Source organism: Verrucomicrobiia bacterium, from assembly GCA_019634625.1.
Lineage (GTDB): Bacteria > Verrucomicrobiota > Verrucomicrobiia > Limisphaerales > CAIMTB01 > CAIMTB01.
Genome location: JAHCBA010000026.1, coordinates 79,148 through 99,455, shown reverse-complemented (window position 1 = coordinate 99,455; position 20,308 = coordinate 79,148). Strand labels below are relative to the sequence as shown.

The 20,308-nt window shown below is 67.7% G+C and carries 14 protein-coding genes; 13 read left to right on the top strand and 1 reads right to left on the bottom strand.

The window, feature by feature from the left end:
- The 13 genes from glnA to KF833_15565 all read left to right on the top strand — a co-directional run.
- Positions 1 to 346, top strand: a 346-nt coding sequence (glnA, locus tag KF833_15625) for a glutamine synthetase (GenBank protein ID MBX3746738.1), incomplete at its 5' end; no start/stop codon positions are given.
- A 471-nt stretch (positions 347 to 817) separates the two neighbouring features.
- Positions 818 to 2,194 (top strand): chromosomal replication initiator protein DnaA, encoded by a 1,377-nt coding sequence (dnaA, locus tag KF833_15620; protein MBX3746737.1) that lies wholly within the window; start codon positions 818 to 820, stop codon positions 2,192 to 2,194.
- 1,484 nt (positions 2,195 to 3,678) lie between these two features.
- Positions 3,679 to 5,265 carry a type II/IV secretion system protein gene (locus KF833_15615; GenBank protein MBX3746736.1) on the top strand — a complete coding sequence of 529 codons (1,587 nt, stop codon included), beginning with the start codon at positions 3,679 to 3,681 and terminating at the stop codon, positions 5,263 to 5,265.
- Positions 5,262 to 6,572: a type II secretion system F family protein gene (locus tag KF833_15610; GenBank protein MBX3746735.1), complete on the top strand. Its 1,311-nt coding sequence runs from the start codon at positions 5,262 to 5,264 to the stop codon at positions 6,570 to 6,572. The genes KF833_15615 and KF833_15610 overlap by 4 nt, the downstream gene beginning before the upstream one ends.
- A 62-nt stretch (positions 6,573 to 6,634) precedes the next feature.
- Complete coding sequence (gene gspG / locus KF833_15605; GenBank protein MBX3746734.1) at positions 6,635 to 7,087, top strand: type II secretion system major pseudopilin GspG; 453 nt, start codon at positions 6,635 to 6,637, stop codon at positions 7,085 to 7,087.
- Positions 7,088 to 7,092: 5 nt separating this feature from the next.
- Positions 7,093 to 7,794 carry a prepilin-type N-terminal cleavage/methylation domain-containing protein gene (locus KF833_15600; GenBank protein ID MBX3746733.1) on the top strand — a complete coding sequence of 234 codons (702 nt, stop codon included), beginning with the start codon at positions 7,093 to 7,095 and terminating at the stop codon, positions 7,792 to 7,794.
- Positions 7,791 to 8,234 (top strand): prepilin-type N-terminal cleavage/methylation domain-containing protein, encoded by a 444-nt coding sequence (locus KF833_15595; protein ID MBX3746732.1) that lies wholly within the window; start codon positions 7,791 to 7,793, stop codon positions 8,232 to 8,234. Before KF833_15600 ends, KF833_15595 begins: the two co-directional genes overlap by 4 nt.
- A complete protein-coding gene (locus KF833_15590; protein MBX3746731.1) occupies positions 8,231 to 9,061 on the top strand; it encodes a prepilin-type N-terminal cleavage/methylation domain-containing protein in 831 nt (276 codons plus the stop codon). The genes KF833_15595 and KF833_15590 overlap by 4 nt, the downstream gene beginning before the upstream one ends.
- Before the next feature lie 18 nt (positions 9,062 to 9,079).
- The gene (locus KF833_15585) at positions 9,080 to 10,510 is read left to right on the top strand and encodes a helix-hairpin-helix domain-containing protein (GenBank protein MBX3746730.1); all 1,431 of its coding nucleotides are present in this window, start codon (positions 9,080 to 9,082) and stop codon (positions 10,508 to 10,510) included.
- Positions 10,507 to 12,042 (top strand): hypothetical protein, encoded by a 1,536-nt coding sequence (locus KF833_15580; protein MBX3746729.1) that lies wholly within the window; start codon positions 10,507 to 10,509, stop codon positions 12,040 to 12,042. Before KF833_15585 ends, KF833_15580 begins: the two co-directional genes overlap by 4 nt.
- A gap of 16 nt (positions 12,043 to 12,058) precedes the next feature.
- Positions 12,059 to 12,622, top strand: a complete 564-nt coding sequence (locus tag KF833_15575; protein ID MBX3746728.1) for a hypothetical protein — start codon at positions 12,059 to 12,061, stop codon at positions 12,620 to 12,622.
- Positions 12,615 to 13,268 carry a hypothetical protein gene (locus tag KF833_15570; GenBank protein MBX3746727.1) on the top strand — a complete coding sequence of 218 codons (654 nt, stop codon included), beginning with the start codon at positions 12,615 to 12,617 and terminating at the stop codon, positions 13,266 to 13,268. The genes KF833_15575 and KF833_15570 overlap by 8 nt, the downstream gene beginning before the upstream one ends.
- 47 nt (positions 13,269 to 13,315) lie before the next feature.
- Positions 13,316 to 16,477: a hypothetical protein gene (locus KF833_15565; GenBank protein ID MBX3746726.1), complete on the top strand. Its 3,162-nt coding sequence runs from the start codon at positions 13,316 to 13,318 to the stop codon at positions 16,475 to 16,477.
- 80 nt (positions 16,478 to 16,557) lie between these two features.
- Here the strand turns inward: KF833_15565 and KF833_15560 are convergent, their stop codons facing one another.
- Entirely contained in the window at positions 16,558 to 18,630 is a 2,073-nt protein-coding gene (locus KF833_15560; protein MBX3746725.1) for a hypothetical protein, read from the bottom strand.
- Positions 18,631 to 20,308 lie beyond the last annotated feature (1,678 nt).

Genomic DNA, 20,308 nt, shown 5'->3' with positions numbered 1-20,308 from the left:
GCGGGTCGAGTACCGCCCGCCCGATCCGGCCGCCAATCCCTACCTCTGCTACAGCGCCCTGTTGATGGCCGGCCTGGATGGCGTCCTCAACAAGATCGATCCGGGCGAACCGATGGACAAGAACCTCTACGAACTGCCCCCCGAGGAACTGGCCCGCGTGCCCAAGGTCCCCGGCAGCCTCGGCGAAGCCCTCGACGCGCTGGAAGCCGACCACGACTTCCTCCTCAAGGGCGATGTGTTCACCAGGGACTTCCTCGCCATGTGGATCGAACACAAGCGCCGGGAACAGGACGCCATCCGGCTCCGCCCCCACCCGTACGAGTTTTTCCTCTACTACGACTGCTGAAAGGCGCCGGTCGTACTTGGGCGCCCCTGGACCGGGGCGCCTTTTTTGTCCCCGAAACCGTTCAGGAAAAGGCTGTTCCGAGGAGAATTCAGGCGGTGAACAACCCGTGGATAACAGTTAATACATTTGCCTCGCTCGCCCTGAGGCGGCGTCCTAAAAAGCCATCGCTTCGAATGCCCTCTTTCAACGCCACGACTTTCGATGCCGGCCGCCGTACAGCCCGGATTCCGTTTCTGCAAGTTCATAGCCTCGTTAGTGTTAGGAGAGCCGATGGAGCTGTTGTCCCACGCGATACGGGTCCACGCTGGCCCACCACGAGAAGCGAGGACAGGGCCCATCGGACCTTCCGCGATCGCGTTACGGTCCGATGATTCCGGTGGCGTGAATAACTCGGCCATTCCGTCGCCCTCCGACGCTCCCCCGGAAGCCCTTCCGCAACCCTCCGCCGCTCAACTCCCCTCGGCCCGCCCCATGGAACCCGCCGCCCAAACGCTCTGGAACTCCGCCCTCTCCTCCCTCCGCGATGTCCTGAATCCGGAAATCTTCCGTCTCTGGTTCGCCCCCGTGCAACCCGCCAGCCTCGAGGCCGATAAACTGACGCTCGTCGTCGCCAACGACTTCTCGGGCGTCTGGCTCGGGGAAAACTATCGTGACCTGATCCACAACGCCCTTCGCGCCGCCGCCGGACGGACCATCGCCTTCACCTTCGTTCCCCAATCCGCCCCCGGTCCCGTCAACGGATCCGCCGCCCCGGACGCATCCGCACCCGCCGCCCAACCGGCCGAGCCCGCACCGGCCGCCGCCGAGACCCGCGAGTCCGCCTCCACCGTCTCCACGTTCGATCCCAAGAACACCTTCGAGTCCTTCGTCATCGGCAACAACATCCACGCCCATGCCGCCGCCGTGGCCGTGGCCGAAACCCCCGGTCGCGCCTACAACCCCCTCTTTCTCATCGGGGGCGTCGGCCTCGGAAAAACCCACCTGCTGCACGCCATCGGCCAGCACGTCAGCAGCCAGCGCCGGACCGCCCGCGTCGTTTTCCTCTCCACCGAACGCTTCACCAACGAGTTCATCGACGCCCTCCAGAACAACCGGCTGGCCAGGTTCCGAAAGAAGTTCCGCGAATCCGATGTCCTCCTCATCGACGACATCCAGTTCCTCTCCGGCAAGGAACGCATCCAGGAGGAGTTCTTCCATACCTTCAACGCCCTCCACGAATGCCGGAAGCAGATCGTTCTCACCTGCGACCGTCCCGCCAGCGAAATCCAGGGACTCGAACAACGCCTCGTCTCCCGTTTCGAATGGGGCCTCGTCGCCGATATCCATCCCCCCGATGTCGAAACCCGCATGGCCATCCTTCGCAAGAAGGCTGACCAGATGCATTACGTCCTGCCCGCGGACATCGCCCAGTTCCTCGCCGAACGCATCCGCACCAACGTCCGGCGCCTCGAAGGCGCCCTCACCCGCGTCGCCAGCTACGCCAAGCTCACCGGTCAGATCCTGACCGTTGACCGGCTCCGCGATCTGCTCCGCGATGTCCTCGGCGAGGAGGGCCGTGCCTCCCTCACCATCGACGTCATCATCAAGCGCGTCGCCGACCACTACGATCTCCGCGTCTCTGATATCCTGGGTCGTCGCCGCCCCGATCACATCGCCTTCCCCAGGCAGGTCGCCATGTTCCTCGCCCGCACCCTCACCGAGTCCTCCCTCAGCACCATCGGCGGGGCCTTCGGCGGTCGCGACCATGGCACCGTCCTCCATGCCTGCCGCGCCGTCGCCGATCGCATGGAAACCGATCCCAACGTCCGCAAGACCGTGGGACAACTCGATCGCGACCTCCGCGGCTGAATCCGGGCCATCTTCCGCCCCCTCCTGAGCCGTATCCATGCAGCAGGGGAGGGGGCTCCCTCCCTGCCATGCGGTGCACACCTCCCTCCTCCCCGCCCCAAACCTCGTACTCGTAATCGTAATCGTAATCGTAATCGCCCTGCCCGGTTCGCATGCGAAATGGGAGGTCCGAACAGGATCGAACCCATCGGACCTGCCATGAGGCGACGCTGAAACGGTGTGCCTGCGAGTCGAGGACGAGTACGAGTACCGCCCTCCGGGCTGAGTACGAGTCCCTGGGGAGGACGAAAGAGTATGGTGCAATGGATTGAGGACTCGCGGAGCTCGTCCCTCCGAAGGGTGAAGCGGAGGGGTGGGATCGGAGGGACGGTTGGGTGTCCACGCTTCAGCGTGAGCCTCCCAAGTCCGCCCCCGACACGCTAAAGCGTGCACACCCAACAAAGTCCCACCCAGCCTCGGCCCCCCAACGTCCCCGCCCTGCCAGCGCACCTCAGACTTTTGCAGCAGACCTCGTGCTCGTGCTCGTGCTCGTGCTCGTGCTCGTGCTCGTGCTCGTGCTCGCCCTGCCCGGTTCGCATGCGAAATGGGAGGTCCGAACAGGATCGAACCCATCGGACCTGCCATGAGGCGACGCTGAAACGGTGTGCCTGCGAGTCGAGGACGAGTACGAGGACGAGTACCGCCCTCCGGGCTGAGTACGAGTCGTGCGAGGGGGGGGGGCGGGTTCTTGGAAGGTGCAACCGAATCGGGGTCGGAATCGGTATCGGTATCGACAGGAGCAACGACACCTCGTGCATCCCCGGAGTTCGTTCCGGTTCGATTCCGATACCGACCCCGACCCCGACGGTCCCCTCGTCGTATCCCTCGACCGTTCGCACCTCCCGACAACTCGGAGAACCGCCCGGATTCCCCTCGTCCTCGTCCTCGTCCTCGTCCTCGTAATCTTAATCTTAATCTTAATCTCCCTCCCCAGTGCATCCCGGAGTTGTGGGGGGAGTTGCGAACTTCGCGAAGCATTGCTTCGGAGGGCCGAGTTCCACGAGGCCGCAACGGTGTGGAGCCTTGGATTGAGGACTCGCGGAGCTCGTCCCTCCGATTCGCTGCCTCCTCACCCACAACCCCCGGGATGCACCAGGCCCTCCCCATCCCACAAAAATCCCGTTGCCTCCCGACGGCGAAAACCGTATTCCAACCGTAGTCGTTTCCCTCAGGACCTTGTGGCCCAGGCGCTCGCCGTGCCCGGTTCCTCGCCGGGAAGCCACTGCATCGAACGAATCGAGGGTTTATGGGTCCATGGGTCATGCACGCAGACGCTGGCGGTGGGGCAGGGGGGACCGTCTCGTCCCCGGGTCCTTCGGTTCCTTCGTCCGTCGGATCCCCGCCCGGGGATGATGGGGTACCAGCCTGCCCGCGGCGTATTCGCGGAGCCCCCTAGCCTCTTCGCCTGTCCTCGCGCCAGTCCCCTCCTTCCCCATCTTCACTCCATGCACCCCCCCTCGGACGGCCACCCCCTCCGTCCCGATCCTGCGGATCCCGCTTCCTTCCACGCTCCTGGGATCCTCCCCGAATCGGCTCCTGAAGACCCCTGGCATCCGGCCCCCGAAGCCCTGCGCCTGCTCCCCGCCGATTTCGTTCAGCGCCATTGCATCCTCCCCCTCGCCGTCCATCAGGGCACCCTGCGAATCGCCACACCGGACGCCGCCAATCATCGCGCCTTCGACGATATCCGATTGCTCACCGGCCTCGAAGTGGACGTCCGGGAGGCCCCGGCCGACACCCTGGCCGAGCGCATCGCCGAGTCGTACCAGGTGACGGTCGAGCGCATGATCGAGGGTCTCCACCCGGAGGCCCGCTCCACCTCGGAAGCCAGCACCCTCCACGACATCGAGGTGATGGCCAACGAGCCCACCGTCATCAACCTCGTCAACCTCGTCCTCGCCACCGCCGTCCGCGAACGGGCCAGCGACATCCACCTGGTCCCGTTCGAAGACTCCCTCGAACTCCGTTTCCGCATCGACGGTCTCCTCCAGGTCAAGCCTCCGCCCCCGCGCCATCTCCACGCCGCCCTGGTCTCCCGCATCAAGATCATGGCGGACATGAACATCGCCGAGCGGTTCCTGCCCCAGGACGGCCATATCCAGATCCATCATCGCGGGGCCCGGGTCGATATCCGCGTCGGCACCATGCCCACCAAGAACGGGGAGAGCGTGGTGATGCGTCTCCTCGAAAAGGACAACAAGGTCCTCACCCCCGTCGAACTCGGCCTCGACCCCGAACGCGCCGCCCTGATGCAGCGCCTCGCCCAGAAACCCCACGGCCTTTTCCTTTCCACCGGCCCCACCGGCAGCGGCAAGACCACCACCCTCTATTCCATCCTCCAGGGCATCTACACCCCGGAGAAGAAGATCATCACCATCGAGGACCCCATCGAGTACGAACTCCCCGGCGTCGCCCAGATTCCCGTCCGCCCCAGCCGCAATTTCACCTTCGCCAACGGCCTCCGCGCCATCCTCCGACAGGATCCCGACGTCGTCATGGTCGGCGAAATCCGCGATTCCGAGACCGCCGAAATCGCCATTCGCGCCGCCCTCACCGGCCACCAGGTCTTCAGCACCCTGCACACCAACGACTCCACCGGCGCCGTCACCCGCCTTCTCGACATGGGCGTCGAGGCCTTCCTCATCTCGTCGTCCCTCGAAGGGGTCATCGCCCAGCGCCTCGTCCGTCGCCTGTGCCCGCGGTGCCGCATCGAGGATGCCATCGCCCCCGCCGTCCGCGAACGCCTCGAAGCCCTCGGCGGCCGGGCCGTTCACGGCACCTTCTTTCGGGGCCAGGGCTGCGAGGATTGCCGCCACACCGGCTACCGCGGCCGCATCGGCATCTTCGAACTCCTCCCCATCGGCACCGAACTCCGCGAGCTGATCCTCCACCGCCGTTCCAATGCCGAACTCAAAACGGTGGCCCAGCGCTCCATGATCACCATGCACCAGGACGCCCTCAACAAGGCCGCCGCCGGCATGACCTCCGTCGAGGAGATCCTGCGCGTGTCCTCGGGCGATCTCCTCGAATGACGTCCTTCCGTTACCAGGCGGTCCAGCTCGATGGCGCCCCCGTCCAGGGGGTCATCGAGGCCCCCGACCGCAAAGCCGCCCTCCAGCTCCTCAGCCAGCGCGGTGTCTTTCCGTCCCGGCTCGAATCCGTCGGCGGCCCCGCCCCGAACCCCGCAACCCTCCCGGCCACGCCGCCTGCCCCGCGCCATACCGCTCAGAGCGCCCCCACGGCCCGCGCCGCACCGGTCTCACCCGGCCCGGCCCCGGCCAGCCCGCCCGCGACCTTCGGTTCCCGCATCCGCCGCAAGGACATCACCGAGTTCACCCGCGAGATGAGCGCGCTGCTCGGGGCTGCCATTCCCATTCCCCAGGCCCTCGACAGCCTGGGCGAGGAGGAGGCCAACCCTCTCCTCCGCGGCATTGTCCTCAGCCTGGCCGAGGCCGTCCGCAAGGGCACCTCCCTGTCCGCCGCCCTCGACGAACATCCCCGCCATTTCGGGCGCCTCTACATCAGCATGGTCCGTGTCGGCGAGGAAGCCGGCCAGCTCCCCAAGGTCATGGCCGACCTCGCCTCCCTCCTCGAACACGAGGACGAGGTGCGGAGCGAAGTCGTCACCGCCGTCGCCTATCCCGCCTTCGTCCTCGGGTTCGGCGTCTTCACGGTGGTCCTCCTGATGACCGTCGTTCTGCCCCGCCTGTTCTCGATGCTCCAGGAGATGCTGCCGGTGCTGCCGCTCCCGACCCTGGTCCTCCTTCGCATCAGCGAAGTGCTCCATCATCACTGGCCCTGGCTCCTCATCGCCCTCGGCGGTGCCGCCTTCGGTGCCCGGCGGTATTTTTCCACCGACCGCGGCCTCCTGCTCCTCGACCGCGCCAAGCTCCGGCTCCCCGTGGTCGGTGCCGTGTTCCGGTCGGCCGCCCTCGGCCGCTTCGCCCGCACCCTCGGCACCCTGGCCCGCAGCGGCGTCTCCCTCCTGCCCGCCCTCCGCATCGTCGAGGACACCATCGGCAACCGTGTCCTTGCCGCCCAGATCGCCCGCGTCGCCGAGGAAACCCGCGGCGGCGATTCCCTCGCCGCGCCCCTCCGCAAACTGGGCGTGTTCCCCCGCGGCATCGTCCAGATGATCGAGGTCGGCGAGGAAACCGGCCGCCTCGACGAAATGCTGCTCAAGGTCGCCGAGATCGAGGAACGGCACATGCGCGCCCGCATCAAGACCCTCATCTCCCTCCTCGCCCCTGCCCTCATCCTGGTGGTCGGCGTCCTCGTCGGCTTCATGGTCATCGCCCTCCTCCTTCCCATCTTCCGCATGAGCCGCGCCATCCAATGAAGCCGTCCCCTCCCGCTCTCCGCCGCCTGGCACCGTCATCCCTCCTCGTTTCATCCATCCCCATGCACCTGACCCTACCGGCAACACACCGCTTCCCAACCCGACGCAACGCCGGCTTCACCATGATCGAGATCATGGTGGTCGTCGTCATCCTCGGCATCCTCGCCGCCACCATCATCCCCCAGTTCATCGGCACCACCCACGACGCCAAGGTCAGTGCCGCCAAATCCCACATCGCCCAGATCGAATCCGCCCTCGAACGGTTCTCCGTCCACATGGACCGGTACCCCACCGCGGACGAAGGCCTCGCCGCCCTGGTCCAGGCGCCCGCCGGCGCCGGGGATCGCTGGCGCGGCCCGTACGTGAACCAGTTGCGCAACGATCCCTGGGGCAGTCCCTACCAGTACCGCTTCCCGGGCATCCGCCATCCCCACAGCTTCGACCTCTGGTCCCAGGGTGCCGACAAGGCCGACGGCGGCGAGGGCCAGAACGCCGACATCGGCAACTGGCAGTAAACCCCATGCCGGCAACCCGACACCGCCGTCCCCCGCGCCGCGCCTCCATTGGCCCGGCGCCGCGGCCTGTCGCCGGGTTCACCCTGATCGAACTCATGGTCGTCCTCGGTCTCCTCGCCATCCTGACCGCCATGATCGTCCCGGAAATGCGCGGGTCGCACCGGGACGCCCTCCTCCGCTCCTCCAGCCGCCAGCTCGTCAACGCCTGCGCCCTCGCCTCCAGCCGCGCCGTCAGTCTCGGCCAGTCCCATCGCGTCCGGCTCGACCCCGCCACCGGCCGTTTCCAGCTCGAACGCCAGGCGCCGGGTTCCAGAAGCGCCAGAACCGAACCCGCCTACGTCCCCATCCGCGACATCCCCCACGCCGCCGGCCGTCTCGATCCCCGCATCGCCGTCCGCCTCCGCCAGCCGGATCTCGATCCCGTCGATCGCCCGGAGGCCGACCCGTTCCTCCCGGATTGGAGCGTCGGCGATCCCGCCGGTTCTTTCACGAGGCCCGCCGATCCCGATCCCTTCGCCGAGGCCGGCCCGGAATCGGATTCGATGGCCGACGGGCCTTCCGGACCGGCCATGGGGGTGCTGTTCCATGCCGACGGCACCGCCGATCGCGTCGAGATCCGGTTGCGGGATCCCGACGGCTTCGGTCTCGCCCTGCGCGTCAATCCGGTGACCGCCCGGATCCGGATCATCCCCCTCGAACGCCCATGAGCCCCCGATCCGCCCAGGCCGGCTTCTCGCTCGTCGAGGTGATGATCTCGATCCTGATCCTCGGCGTCGCCCTCACCGGCCTCACCACCGGCATCGCCACCGCCCTCCGTTCCGCCCGCGAATCCGAACTCCGCACCGCCGCCGCCCTCGTGGCCGCCGGCGTGATCGAGACCCTCCGCGCCGAAGGCTACCTGATCGCCGGTTCGACCGAAGGTCCCTGCGGCGACGCCCTCCCGGCGGCGCGCTGGTACCAGACCCTTGCCGCCGGGGACCTCGACGGCCTCTATCGCGTCCAGGTCGCCATCCGGCATGAGGAAACCGGCCGGACCTTGTTCGAACTGGAAACGCTCCTCTTCGATCCCCCCTTCGCCACCGCCAACACCGAATCCGACTCGCGCGACCGCCGGCGCGACCGCGACCGCCGTTCCCAGCGCCCATGAAATCCCCGGCCTCCCATCCCTCCGCCGGGTTCACCCTCGTCGAACTGGTGATCGGCGCCGGCCTCATGAGCCTGATCCTCGCCGCCGCCTACGCCTGCCTCTCCGCCGGCCTGTCCGCCCAGCGCCTCATCGAACCCCGCATCGATGCCGCCCAGAACGCCCGCGTCGCCATGGACCGCATCGCCGCCGATCTCCGCGCCGCCTGCATCCTTTCCAAAGAAGCCCACTTCCTCGGCATGGACCGGCGCCTTGGCGACATCGAAGCCGACAACCTCGACTTCGCCACCCATCACCACACCCCCGCCCGCCCCGGCGAAGGGGACTACTGCCAGGTCAGCTACTTCCTCCAGCCCGACCCCGAATCCAGCGCGTTCACCCTCTGGCGCCGGCGCCATCCCGCCATCGGCCTCGATCCCCTCGCCGGCGGCCAGCGCGAAGTCATCGCCGACGGACTCCGCCAGCTCAAGTTCGAGTACTACGATGGCTGGGAATGGTTCGACACCTGGGGCGATCCCGAAGGCTCCGGCAAACGCGAAACATCCGCCCTCGCCCCCACCAACCTCTCCGGCCTCCCCGATGCCGTCCGCATCACCCTCGCCTTCGATGCCGCCCCCGCCCGGCGTGCCCGCACCGCCCGGTCCAGCGCCGGGCCCATCGAAGCCCCCCGCCAGGCGGCCTCCAACGAATCGTCCTCGGCCGAACCCCCGATGGTCTTCCAGACCGTCGTCCGGCTGAACCTCGCCCGGCGTCCGTCGTCCACCGCCTCCGGTTCGAGCGCCACGGCCGCTCCGGAAGGTTCCCCGACGCCATCCACGCCAATGTTCTAAGGCCCCTCCCCTGAGCCCATGCGCCCACCCCGCACCCCATCCAACCGCGCCTCCGTCCTGGTCGGCCTCCTCTGGTGCCTCGCCCTCCTCTCCCTTGTCGTCATCTCCATCCTCCATACCTCCCGCCTCGACCTCACCGTCAGCCGTCACCACGCCGACCGCATCCAGGCCCACTACCTCGCCCTCGCCGGCCTCGAAAAGGCCAAGGCCCTCCTCTACCACGACACCCGCGAACGCACCCGCTCCGCCCAGAATCATACCGGCCGCCTCTACGACGACTCCGCCCAGTTCCGCGATGTCCCGCTCGGACGCGGTCGCTTTCGCATCCTCCGGGCGGCCTTCCCCGAAGAGGGCGGCGGCACCGTCTTCGGCATCGCCGACGAGGAACGCCACCTCAACGCCAACACCGCCTCCGCCGAGGAATGGTCCCGCCTCCCGGACATGCCCCCCGACATCGTCGCCGCCATCCTCGACTGGCGGGACCCCGACGACACCGTCACCCCCGGCGGCGCCGAGGTCGAACACTACGCCTCCCTCCGTCCGCCGCGCCTGCCCCGCAACGGCCCGTTCCTCACCGTCCGCGAACTCCTCATGGTCCGCGGCGTCACGGCCCAGGCGCTCCTCGGCGACGACCGCCAGTTCAACGGCCTTCTCGAACCCCTCGGGGCCGCCTCCGACGAACCGCTTGATTCCCGCACCTACCCGGGCCTCGCCGACCTCGGCTGGGCCGGGTGGCTGACCGTCGATTCCGGCGTCACCGACCGCGACGCCACCGGCCAGGAACGCATCTCCCTCCAGTCGGCGGAGGAATCCCAACTCACCGACCTCCCCGGCATCACCGCCGACATCGCCCGCGCCATCGTCGCCTACCGCAACCAGAACCGCTTCTCCAGCCTCGACCAGCTTCTCGATGTCACCGCCGCCCCCCCGTCGGGATCGCCTGCGGCACCGTCCGCTTCGTTCGACCCTGCCAATCTCCCGCCCGGTGCCTTTCCCGGCGCCCAAGCCCAGACCGCCACCCCTCAGCCCCGCGGTTCCACCGGCCCCACCGGCCCCACGCTCATCGATGAATCCCTCCTCCTCGACATCGCCGACCGGCTCACCCTGTCCGACCAGTCCCACCTCGCCGGCGTGGTCAACGTCAACACCGCCCCAATCGAAGTCCTCGCCTGCCTCCCCGGCATGACCCGTGAACTGGCCCAGGCCATCGTCTCCTTCCGCGCCTCCAACGGCTACCTCGCCAATGTCGCCTGGCTCCTCCGTGTTCCCGGCATGACCCGCGAAACGTTCCGGCAGATCGCCCCGCGCGTCACCGTCCGCTCCGAAACCTTCCGCATCCTCGCCGAAGGCCGCGTCGATGCCACCGGCGTCCGCCGCCGCCTCCAGACCATCGTCCGCGTCGGCCTCAACGACATCCAGACCCTCTCCTACCGGGAGGACGACCTATGAAGCGACCCGCCTTTCTCGACAGTCCTCCCCTCTTCCTCGAATTCGAGCGGACCGAACTCCGCGCCCTTCATCGGGATGCCCTCCACCACTGGCCCCTCGAACGGACCGCCGATGGACGCCTCACGGACGCCTGTCGCGCCCGGGTGATCGCCCAGCTCGCCGCACTGGTTCGTGCCGCCCCATGGCAACCCCGGCCCCGCGCCTGGTGCGCCCTCCCTGCCCAGGGCGTGGCCCTCCGCCGCCTCACCCTCCCGCAAGTCCCCGCTCCTGAACGCCATCGCCTCGTCGCGCTCCAGGTCGAGAGCGAATTCCCGCTCGCCCCCGAGGCCCTCGCCTGGGGCCATGCCCCGCTCCCGCCCCAGCCCGGCGCCACCCCCGATGCCGCCCCGTCCCAGCCCGCCCTGGTCGCCGCCGCCCGACGCGACCTCATCGATCACTACGCCGCCCTCCTCCATGAAGCCGGACTCGCGCCCGCCTTTGTCCCTGCCGCCCTGGCCCGCGCACAACTTCTCCCCGACGCCCCCGCACCGGCCCTCCTCCTCCACGTCGGCGAACACCCCACCGAACTTCTCCTCGGCGACGCCGCCGGCCCCGAATCGCTCCGCGTCCTCTCCCTCCATGCCGACGCCCTCGTTCACGCCCTCGAACCCGCGACCCCCAATGCTCCCTCGTCCCCCGCTCCCGCTCCCATTCCCGATCCCCTCGAAACCCTGATCCGGGCCCTGCCCGACACTCCCGGCCAGCCCCGCCTTTTCCTGTCCGGAACCGCCTCGCGTCATCCAGCGCTGGTGGCCCGTCTTCCCCACGCCCTGGGTCTCCCCGGACTCGCCACCCCCCTCGACGAAGGGCCTGGCGCGCCTTCCTCCGCCCTGCGCGGACTTCAGCAACTCGTCGCCCAGGGGCGTTCCAGCACGGTCCCCCAGCTCGCCACGGAATCGGCCCCGGCCTCCTCCCAGCCCTGGTGGCAAAGGCTCCCCCGTCCCTGGCTCGCCGCCGCCGCCGTCCTGCTCCTCGCCTGGCTCACCCTCCCGTACCTCGAAGCCTCCCTTCGCGCTCCCGGCCTCGCCGCCCGCCTCGACACCCTCAAATCCGAACGCCAGCGCCTCGCCGTCATCGACCGCCAGTACGATTTCCTTCGCCATCTCCAGCAGAACCAGGCCCCCTACCTCGACGCCCTTCTTGTCCTCGGCAAGACCGCCCCGCCCGGCACCCGCGTCGAATCCATCGCCATGAATCTCCGCGGGGAACTCGTGCTCCGCGGTGTCCTTCGCAATTCACAGGAAGTAGTCGATTTCCGCACCAAACTCGTGGACTCGGGGTTCTTCTCCTCTGTGGTCATCGAGGAACAATCCCCCGCCCCCAACCGCCAGAACCTCAATTTCCGCATCAGCGCCCAATGGAAACCGGCCAGCGCCCGTGCCGGCCTCCCCATCCTCAAGGAAGATCCGGCCACACCCGCCCCCGTTCCCGGTGCCGCGGGTTCAACCGGCCCAACCCCCGTCGCCCGGCCTCCCACGCCTCGTCCCGGCTGATCCACGCCCCCCACCCATGCGCCCGCTCACACCCTCCGAGAAACGCACCGTCCGCTTCGGCGCCATCGCCGTGGCCGTCTATCTCACCCTCTTCCTCGGCCTCCAGGCCCGCAAAGCCGGTCACCAGCGTTACGCCGAGTACGCCCGCCTCCGCCAGGAGGCCGTCACCCTCCGCGAACGCCTGTCGGTGTACCACGACAAGGCCATCGTCGCCCGTGACCTCATGGAGCGGTTCCAGTTCGACCCGGCCCAGCTTTCCCGCACCACCCTCGTCGCCCAGGCCACCGCCGCCATCCACCAGGCCGCCGTCGGAGGCGGACTCCAGCTCGGCCCCATCCGCGAATCCCCCTCCCGCTCCGCCGCCCGCGAACTCACCTCCGTCCAGCTCGAAGGCATGGGCCCCGTCCCCGCCGTCCTCCGATTCCTCCAATCCCTCGGCTCCCTCGGCTATCCCCTCGTCGCCGAAAGCCTCCAGATCACCCCCCAGCCCGGCGGACCGGGCCAGCTCAAGATCAACCTCACCCTCGTCCTCCTCGATTTCGACCGGTGGACCCCCGCGGAGACCCGCCCCGATGCCTGACTACGGCCCGCTCACCCTCAAGGTCATTTGCGCCCTCCTCGCCCTGCTGGTCGCCCGGCAGGCCGCCCGGCTTGTCCTCCCCTCCGACGCCCTCGGTCGCACCTCCCTCCCCGATCTCCCCACCTGGTCCCCCCCGACCAATAACCCGGCCAACAACCCGGCCATCCCCGGCAACCCCGCCAGGCCGTCAGCTCCGACCCAGGGAATGCCGCCAGGAATGCCGCCAGGAATGCCGCCGGGGGTCATGATCGCCGGGATGCCTGGAGGCATGCCTCCCGGAATGCCCCCAGGGATGCCCAGGCCGTTCCCGCCCGGCCGTTCCCCGGGCGGTGCCCCGGCCGCCCCTCTCTCTCCCGAAGCCCAGGCCCGGCTCGATCGCATCGTTCAGAGCGGACTTCTCGGACCCGTCATCCGTCCGCCTCCCATGGCCCTCCTCGGCATCATCGGTTCCCAGGTCCTCCTCCGCGCCCCCACCGGCCAGACCGGCCTGGTCCGGGAAGGCGATGAACTCGGCGGGGTCAAAATCCTCCGCATCGGCACCAACCGCGTCCTGGTCCTCGAAAACGATCAACCCAAAGAACTCTCCATCTTCGGAGGCCTCGGAGGCGAAACCCTCCTGCCCCCGGCCAACCCAGCCACCCCTTGAATCGCGTGAATCCATCCGTCCCGCCCCCACCTGCCCGCGCTCCCCGCATGGCCCCCGTGCCTGCGATGGCGATGGCGCTCGGCCTCGCCCTCACCCTCGTCCTCAGCGCCTGTGGGCCGAAATCCGGGACGCCCCCTGCCTCCGCTCCCGAAACCCCGCCCGGCCAGCCCTCCGCCCCCGACACCAACGCACCCGCACCCGCCACGCCTCCCACCCCCGACGCACCCCCTGCGCCCGGCGCTCCTGCCGTCCCCACCCCCGCCACACCCGCGCCCGGCGCTCCTCCCACCCCCCCCGGTGCCACTCCGCCAGCCGAGGCCCCGGCTGTCCCCGCGGAAGTCCAGGTCTCCTTCCAGGGTGCCAATGTGGACATGATCGTCCAGTGGCTCGCCGAGACCACCGGCAAGACCGTCATCAAACATCCCCGCGTCCAGTGCCAGCTCACCCTCGTCAGTTCCCGCAAAGTCTCTCCGCGCCAGGCCATTGACCTCGTCTATCGCGCCCTCGCCATCGAGGGTTTCAATGCCATCGAAACCGACCACTCCATCCTGATCGTCCCCGAAGGTCAGGACGTAAGACTCAGCCCCGGCGTGGTCAGCGCCTCCGATTCCGTCATCCCCGACGGACATCAGCGCCTCCTCAAGATCTTCAGCCTCGACCACGTCCAGGCTGCCGAGGTGCGCGACAAGATCCGTCCCGTCCTCTCCGACCGCGCCACCGTCGAGATCGACGAACGCTCCAACCAGCTCCTCGTCACCGACTTCAACAACAACCTCCGGCTCCTCGTCGAGCTGATGAAGGACCTCGATGTCGTCTCCGTCGGCGACGCCGTCGTCGAGGTGATCCCCCTCCGCCATGCCCAGGCCGAGGAAATCGGCAACCTCGTCAGCCTCATCGTCAATGCCCAGCCCGCCCCCCCACCCTCTCCCTCCGGCGGCTCCGGTTCCTCCCGTCCCCCGGGCATGCCCCCCGGCATGTCCATCAGCATGCCTTCACCGTCGCCCTCCCCCTCTCCGGGCGGTCCGGCGGGTTCCGGCTCCGCGCAGCAGGTCCGCATCTGGCCAGACAAAACCGCCAACCGCCTCATCGTCTCCACCCCACGCGCCCGCCTCCAGGAGGTCCGCCAGCTCGTCGAGATCCTCGACAAGGACAAGCCCGACGATGTCTCCGTCCGTGTCCTGCCCCTCCGCCATGTCCAGGCCGCCGATTTCGTCCGCGAGATCGGACCCCTCTATCAACGCCTGAGCGGACGTTCCATGAAGGACGTCATCGAGATCACGGCCAACGAACGGTCCAACTCCCTCATCATCCTCTCAAGCCTCGCCAACTTCGAAGCCCTTCAACAGCTCCTCGTCACCCTCGACACCGACGAGGCCCAGGAAATGGTCATCCAGACGTTCAGCCTCAAGAACGCCGACGCCCAGGACGTCGCCAAGCAACTCCAGGAACTCGGCGAAGCCCAGAGTTCCGCCTCCCGTTCCCCCTACTACTTCATCTATTCCTCCCAGCCCCGCGGCGCCTCCAAAAAACCCAGCTTCGTCGCCGACCGCCGCCGCAACGCCGTCGTCGTCCAGGCGCCCCCCGCCCAGATGGACGGCTTCGCCCGCATGATCCGCGAGCTCGATGAACCGGTCACCGACGACAGCCTCGCCCCCCGCATCTACCAGCTCAAATACGTCAGCGCCGTGGACATCGAGGATGTCCTCAACGAACTCTTCCTCCGCCGCCAGCAGCAGCGTTCCTACTGGGATTTCTGGGGCGACTCCCAATCCACCACCGCCGACCGCGATGTCGGCCGCCTCTACGGCAAGGTCCGCATCACCAGCGAGCCCTACTCCAACACCATCATCATCACCTCCAACTCCCGCGAGAACCTCGCCGTCGTCGAGGAAATCCTCGAACAGCTCGACGTCCCCTCCCAGGCCGGGGAAACCACCCTCCGGGTCCCCCTCCGCTTCGCCAAGGCCGCCACCGTCGCCAACAACCTCAACGTCCTCTTCGCCAAGAACGGCTCCCCACCCCTCCGCCCCACCGCCCCCCAGAACCAGCCCCAACCCCAGGGCGGCCAGCAGCAGCAGTCCTCCGTCCCCGCCGACGCCAGCTTCGAACTCGGCCAGGAATCCCGTGAAGACGGCTACTTCCCCTGGCTCGGCGGCCAGCCCGACACCCCCCGCTCCTCCGACGGACGCGCCACCGCCCGCCAGGTCAGCGACCTCGTCGGACGCGTCCGCGTCGTCCCCGACCATCGCAGCAATGCCCTCCTCGTCTCCGCCAACGTCCATCTCCTCACCCAGATCACCAAGCTCATCGAGGATCTCGACGCCCCCACCGCCCAGGTCCTCATCGAAGCCCGCATCGTCGAGGTCTCCACCGACGCCATGGACAAACTCGGCGTCCGCTGGTCGCCCGACGGCAGCCGCACCTTCACCGCCGACGACTACGACGGCTCGATCCTCGGCGGCGCCAGCACCCGCTACATCCGCGGCTTCGGCGAAGACACCCGCGTCAACACCGGCGGCTCCGGCGGCCTCCCCATCTCCCTCAGCACCCTCCGCTCCGGCGTCCTCGACGCCTCCATCAACCTCGACGTCCTCGTCCAGTTCCTCCGCCGCAACACCGACGCGACCGTCCTCGCCGAACCCCAGATCAACATCGCCGACAACGAAATGGGCCGCCTCTTCGTCGGCCAGCAGGTCCCCTTCATCGACCGCAGCCAGACCACCGACGTCGGCGGCCTCACCCAGTCCTTCCAGTACAAACGCGTCGGCATCATCCTGGAGGTCACCCCCCACATCAACATAGGCGGCGACGTCGCCCTCAAAATCCGCGCCGAATCCTCCTCCATCCAGTCCGGACAAACCCTCTTCGGCGGCGCCATCCTCGACACCCGCACCTTCCGCACCGACGTCACCGTCAAGGACAACGAAACCCTCGTCCTTGGCGGCATCATCCAGAAGCAGATCTCCGACACCCGCCGCAAAGTCCCCGTTCTCGGCGACATCCCCGTCCTGGGCCTGGCCTTCCGAAAAAAGGACAAACTCGCCCGCGACGTGCAGCTCATGGTCTTCCTTCGCCCGAAGATCACCCGCACCCCCGAGGAAGCCCGCGCCCTCCTCCAGGACATCGACCATCGCGCCCCCCTCCTGCGCCCGTGGCGCGACGGCATCAACGCCATCCCCGAAACCGACCCTGGCACGTCCCCTGACTAAGAGCCGGTCTGCAAACTGGAAGGGGCCCCTTCCAGTTTTCAGACAGGCTCCAAGCCTCAGGATTCCGTGCCTGCGCCGGATTACGGTCGGGCCACGCGCAGAAAGGTTGGCCCCGGCTGTCCCGAGTCCCGCCCCTCCCCGAAGACAAGGAGTCCCACCGCATTGACCTGGTTCGTGGAAGCGGCGCGCCATTCCACCAGATCGGTCGATGTCTCCACCACGAAGTCCTGGTCCGGTTCGCCCGCAAAGACCACCTGCATCCGCCCGTCCGCCTTCCGTTCGGCCACCAGCGTGTTCGCCAGGTAAGGCGCCGTGAACTCGAAGGCTCCCAGGTCGCAGCCCGCACCGACAGGACGCATCACGCCCCGCTGGTCCGTTTCCGGACATGACAGACTTTCGCCGGCGTCGATGGCCGGACTTCCTTCCAGGAGGGACACCGTCCAGGTCGGTCCGCCGTAATCGCCAAACGTGCCCAGTCGCGGTTCCACGCCGTCGGTCGCGAGACCGGCCGTGGTGAGATTGGACCGAAACGTCTCGAACGTTCCGACCCAATCCCCGCCCGGCTCGTTTCCGAACAGGATCGTGTTGATCAGCGACGCCTGGGTGACATCGGGCATCATGTGGAAGCCCGCCCCCTCGACGGTTCCCCCCGCGTCTGTGGCGACGACACGATTGCCCACCAGGGTCAGGTTGGTGCCCCCGAACGGACCGGCCGCCAGGTGAATGGCTCCTCCCCGCGCGTTGCCGGGATTCTGTCCGAGGAAGGCATCCGGTTGGCCGGCAAAGGCCTCATTCCCGATGAGGGTGCAGTTCCACATCGCCAGCGGAGCGGCTCCGAACACCGCCCCTCCCAGGCCATCGCCGCCGCCAGAATTGGGAAAGCCCGGCACGGAATTGCCGGGCCCTCCGACCGCCTGGTTCCTCGCAAAAGCGCTTCCTCGAATCCACGTCGCCCCCTCCACGAACACCGCACCGCCCAGCGCCTCCGAGCCGTCCGGTGCATCGCCCACCGCCATGCTGCCCTGACCCATGACGCCGACGGCCGAGTTGTCCAGGAAGGTGCAGTCCTCGATCGCCATGGGTGCCGCGCTCCAGATGGCGCCTCCCTTTCCGGGCGCACCGGCGCTGATGGACATTCCCCCCTCGACCCGGTTGGAGAGGAACATGGACAACCTGCACTGCCAGGATCGGAGACTGGCGATGGCCCCGCCGCGGCCTTCCGTCGCCAGATCCCAACCCCGGCCGCCCGGGCACACATTCGATTCAAAGGTCGATTCGCGGATCAGGGCCTCCGATGGACCGGCACCGATATAGACCGCTCCCCCGGCCGCCTCTCCCGCTCCGGTGTTGCGGGGCGCCGATCCGACATTCACCCGGTTGCTGAGGAACTGACATCCATCGAGCAGCAGGTCCGCGGCACCCGCATAGAGCGCGCCACCGTAGGCGCTCCCGTTTCTCGGACTCACCAAGGCTTCTGTCAGCAGGCTCCCTTGCGCCCGATTGTTCACGAACCGGGTGCGGACCATGCGCGATTCTCCCAGATCATGATACACCGCGCCTCCCCGACCCGATGCCGTCTCGTGCGGCGTCAACCCCTGACCGCCTCCATCGCCTCCGTCCGCCTGATTCTCCGAAAACACCGAATCCTCGATGTGCAACGTCCCGTTGCCGACATGGATCGCTCCTCCCCGGGCACCGCCTGCGCTCAGGCGCGCCACGGAAGCTCCGGCCCCGGCCCCTCCCCGGACCTGATGTCCCTCGAAGACGCATTCCGACACGAGGAGATGGCCCCCATCGCCCACCCAGACGGCCCCGCCCATGCCGTCGGACGCCGCCTCGCCCGTCTCCGGATTGGCATCGGCCCCGGCGTGAAATCCATTCACGAGGGTCAACTGCCTCAGTTCGAGCCGCGTCGCATCCTGCACCTCGAAGATCCGAACGCGCCCGCCTCCATCCAGGACCACCTGCTGGCCTGACCCGTCGATCACGGTGTCCGCCTCGATCTTCAGGGGTTGTTCCAGGAGAATGGTCCCGCTGCAGCCGAACGTCACCGTACCGCCACCCAGCAGGGCCGTGGCCAGCGCCTCCTCGGTGCAGGAATCCACCTGCGCCGCGGCGATTCCAGAAGCCGTCAGCACGGTCAACCAGGGCAAGGAAAAGACCCATCGATGAAGAATTCCCCGACGCGAGGATCCTGAGGGCGGGCAGGCCGCACTGGATGGGGACGCTTCCGCCCGGTGAGGTGCGTGGGGAACGGAGGGGTGCATGGGGAACGGGATCATGGATTCATCCAGAGAAGCGGTTCGGAGTCTGGCCGGAAGATTCTCATGGTAATCGAAGATCAGCAACCGGGCTTCGGTGTCCCAAGGGTGAAGCGGGGCGGTGCGTCCGGAGGGCCGAGTTCCACGAGGCCGCAAGGGGAGTGGTGCAATGGATTGAGGACTCGCGGAGCTCGGCCCTCCGGAGGGTGAAGCGAGGGTGGTGAAGTCGGAGGGACCGTTGGGTGTCCACGCTTCAGCGTGAGCCTCCCAAATCCGCCCCGACACGCTAAAGCGTGCACACCCAACAAAGTCCGACCCAGCCTCTGCCCCCCAACGTCCCCGCCCTGCCAGCACACCCCAGTCCTTCGCAGCAGTCCTCGTAATCGTAATCGTAATCGTAATCGTAATCGTAATCGTAATCGTGCTCGCCCTGCCCGGTTCGCAGGCGAAATGGGAGGTCCGAACAGGATCGAACCCATCGGACGCGCCATGAGGCGACGCTGAAACGGTGTGCCTGCGGGTCGAGGACGAGAACGAGTACGAGTACCGCCCTTCGGGCTGAGTACGAGTCCAGGGGGAGGGGGAAAGAGTATGGTGCGATGGGATGGAGGACTCGCGGAGCTCGTCCCTCCGAAAGGTGAAGCGGAGGGTTGGGATCGGAGGGCAGAGTTCCACGAGGCCGCAGGGGAGTGGTGCAATGGATGGAGGACTTGCGGAGCTCGTCCCTCCGGAGGGTGAAGCGGGGTGGTGAAATCGGAGGGACCGTTGGGTGTCCACGCTTCAGCGTGAGCCTCCCAAATCCGCCCCGACACGCTAAAGCGTGCACACCCAACAAAGTTCGACCCAGCCTCGGCCCCCCAACGTCGCCGCCCTGCCAGCGCCTCTCAGACTTTTGCAGCAGTCCTCGTACTCGTAATCGTAATCGTACTCGTAATCGTAATCGTACTCGTACTCGTGCTCGTGCTCGTGCTCGTGCTCGTGCTCGTGCTCGTGCTCGTGCTCGTGCTCGTGCTCGTGCTCGCCCTGCCCGGTTCGCAGGCGAAATGGCAGGTCCGAACAGGATCGAACCCGCCGGACCCGCTTTGACGCGACGCTGAAGCGGTGTGCCTGCGAGTCGAGGACGAGAACGAGTACGTGTACCGCCCTTCGGGCTGAGTACGAGTCCAGGGGGAGGGGGAAAGAGTGTGGTGCGTTGGGATGGAGGACTCGCGGAGCTCGTCCCTCCGAAAGGTGAAGCGGAGGGTGGTGAAGTCGGGCCAGGGAGCTGCATCCCGAAGATCTCGCTGTGGGCGCCAATGTGAGGAGGCGGGCCGGGGAGTGGAACATTCGAAAGCACGCGTCCTGGCGTCAGCGCCTGCGGGGCAAGGGGGTAGTGCGCTTTTGGAGCAGCAGACGTTGCCTCACACAGAGGCACGGAGACACGGAGGTACGCCATGGCGCTCCCGCTTGGATTCAAGATGACCGTCGTGTCCTTCTCCTCCGTGCCTTGGTGTCTCCGGATGAGGCGCGGCGCCTGCAAGGGGAACGCCTCACGTCGTCGGCCAAAACTTCTTGGAACGTTTTTTTCCGG

Coding starts and splice junctions, on each gene's coding strand:
- dnaA (MBX3746737.1), top strand. CDS start 818: ATGGAACCCGCCGCCCAAACGCTCTGGAACTCCGCCCTCTCCTCCCTC.
- KF833_15615 (MBX3746736.1), top strand. CDS start 3,679: ATGCACCCCCCCTCGGACGGCCACCCCCTCCGTCCCGATCCTGCGGAT.
- KF833_15610 (MBX3746735.1), top strand. CDS start 5,262: ATGACGTCCTTCCGTTACCAGGCGGTCCAGCTCGATGGCGCCCCCGTC.
- gspG (MBX3746734.1), top strand. CDS start 6,635: ATGCACCTGACCCTACCGGCAACACACCGCTTCCCAACCCGACGCAAC.
- KF833_15600 (MBX3746733.1), top strand. CDS start 7,093: ATGCCGGCAACCCGACACCGCCGTCCCCCGCGCCGCGCCTCCATTGGC.
- KF833_15595 (MBX3746732.1), top strand. CDS start 7,791: ATGAGCCCCCGATCCGCCCAGGCCGGCTTCTCGCTCGTCGAGGTGATG.
- KF833_15590 (MBX3746731.1), top strand. CDS start 8,231: ATGAAATCCCCGGCCTCCCATCCCTCCGCCGGGTTCACCCTCGTCGAA.
- KF833_15585 (MBX3746730.1), top strand. CDS start 9,080: ATGCGCCCACCCCGCACCCCATCCAACCGCGCCTCCGTCCTGGTCGGC.
- KF833_15580 (MBX3746729.1), top strand. CDS start 10,507: ATGAAGCGACCCGCCTTTCTCGACAGTCCTCCCCTCTTCCTCGAATTC.
- KF833_15575 (MBX3746728.1), top strand. CDS start 12,059: ATGCGCCCGCTCACACCCTCCGAGAAACGCACCGTCCGCTTCGGCGCC.
- KF833_15570 (MBX3746727.1), top strand. CDS start 12,615: ATGCCTGACTACGGCCCGCTCACCCTCAAGGTCATTTGCGCCCTCCTC.
- KF833_15565 (MBX3746726.1), top strand. CDS start 13,316: ATGGCCCCCGTGCCTGCGATGGCGATGGCGCTCGGCCTCGCCCTCACC.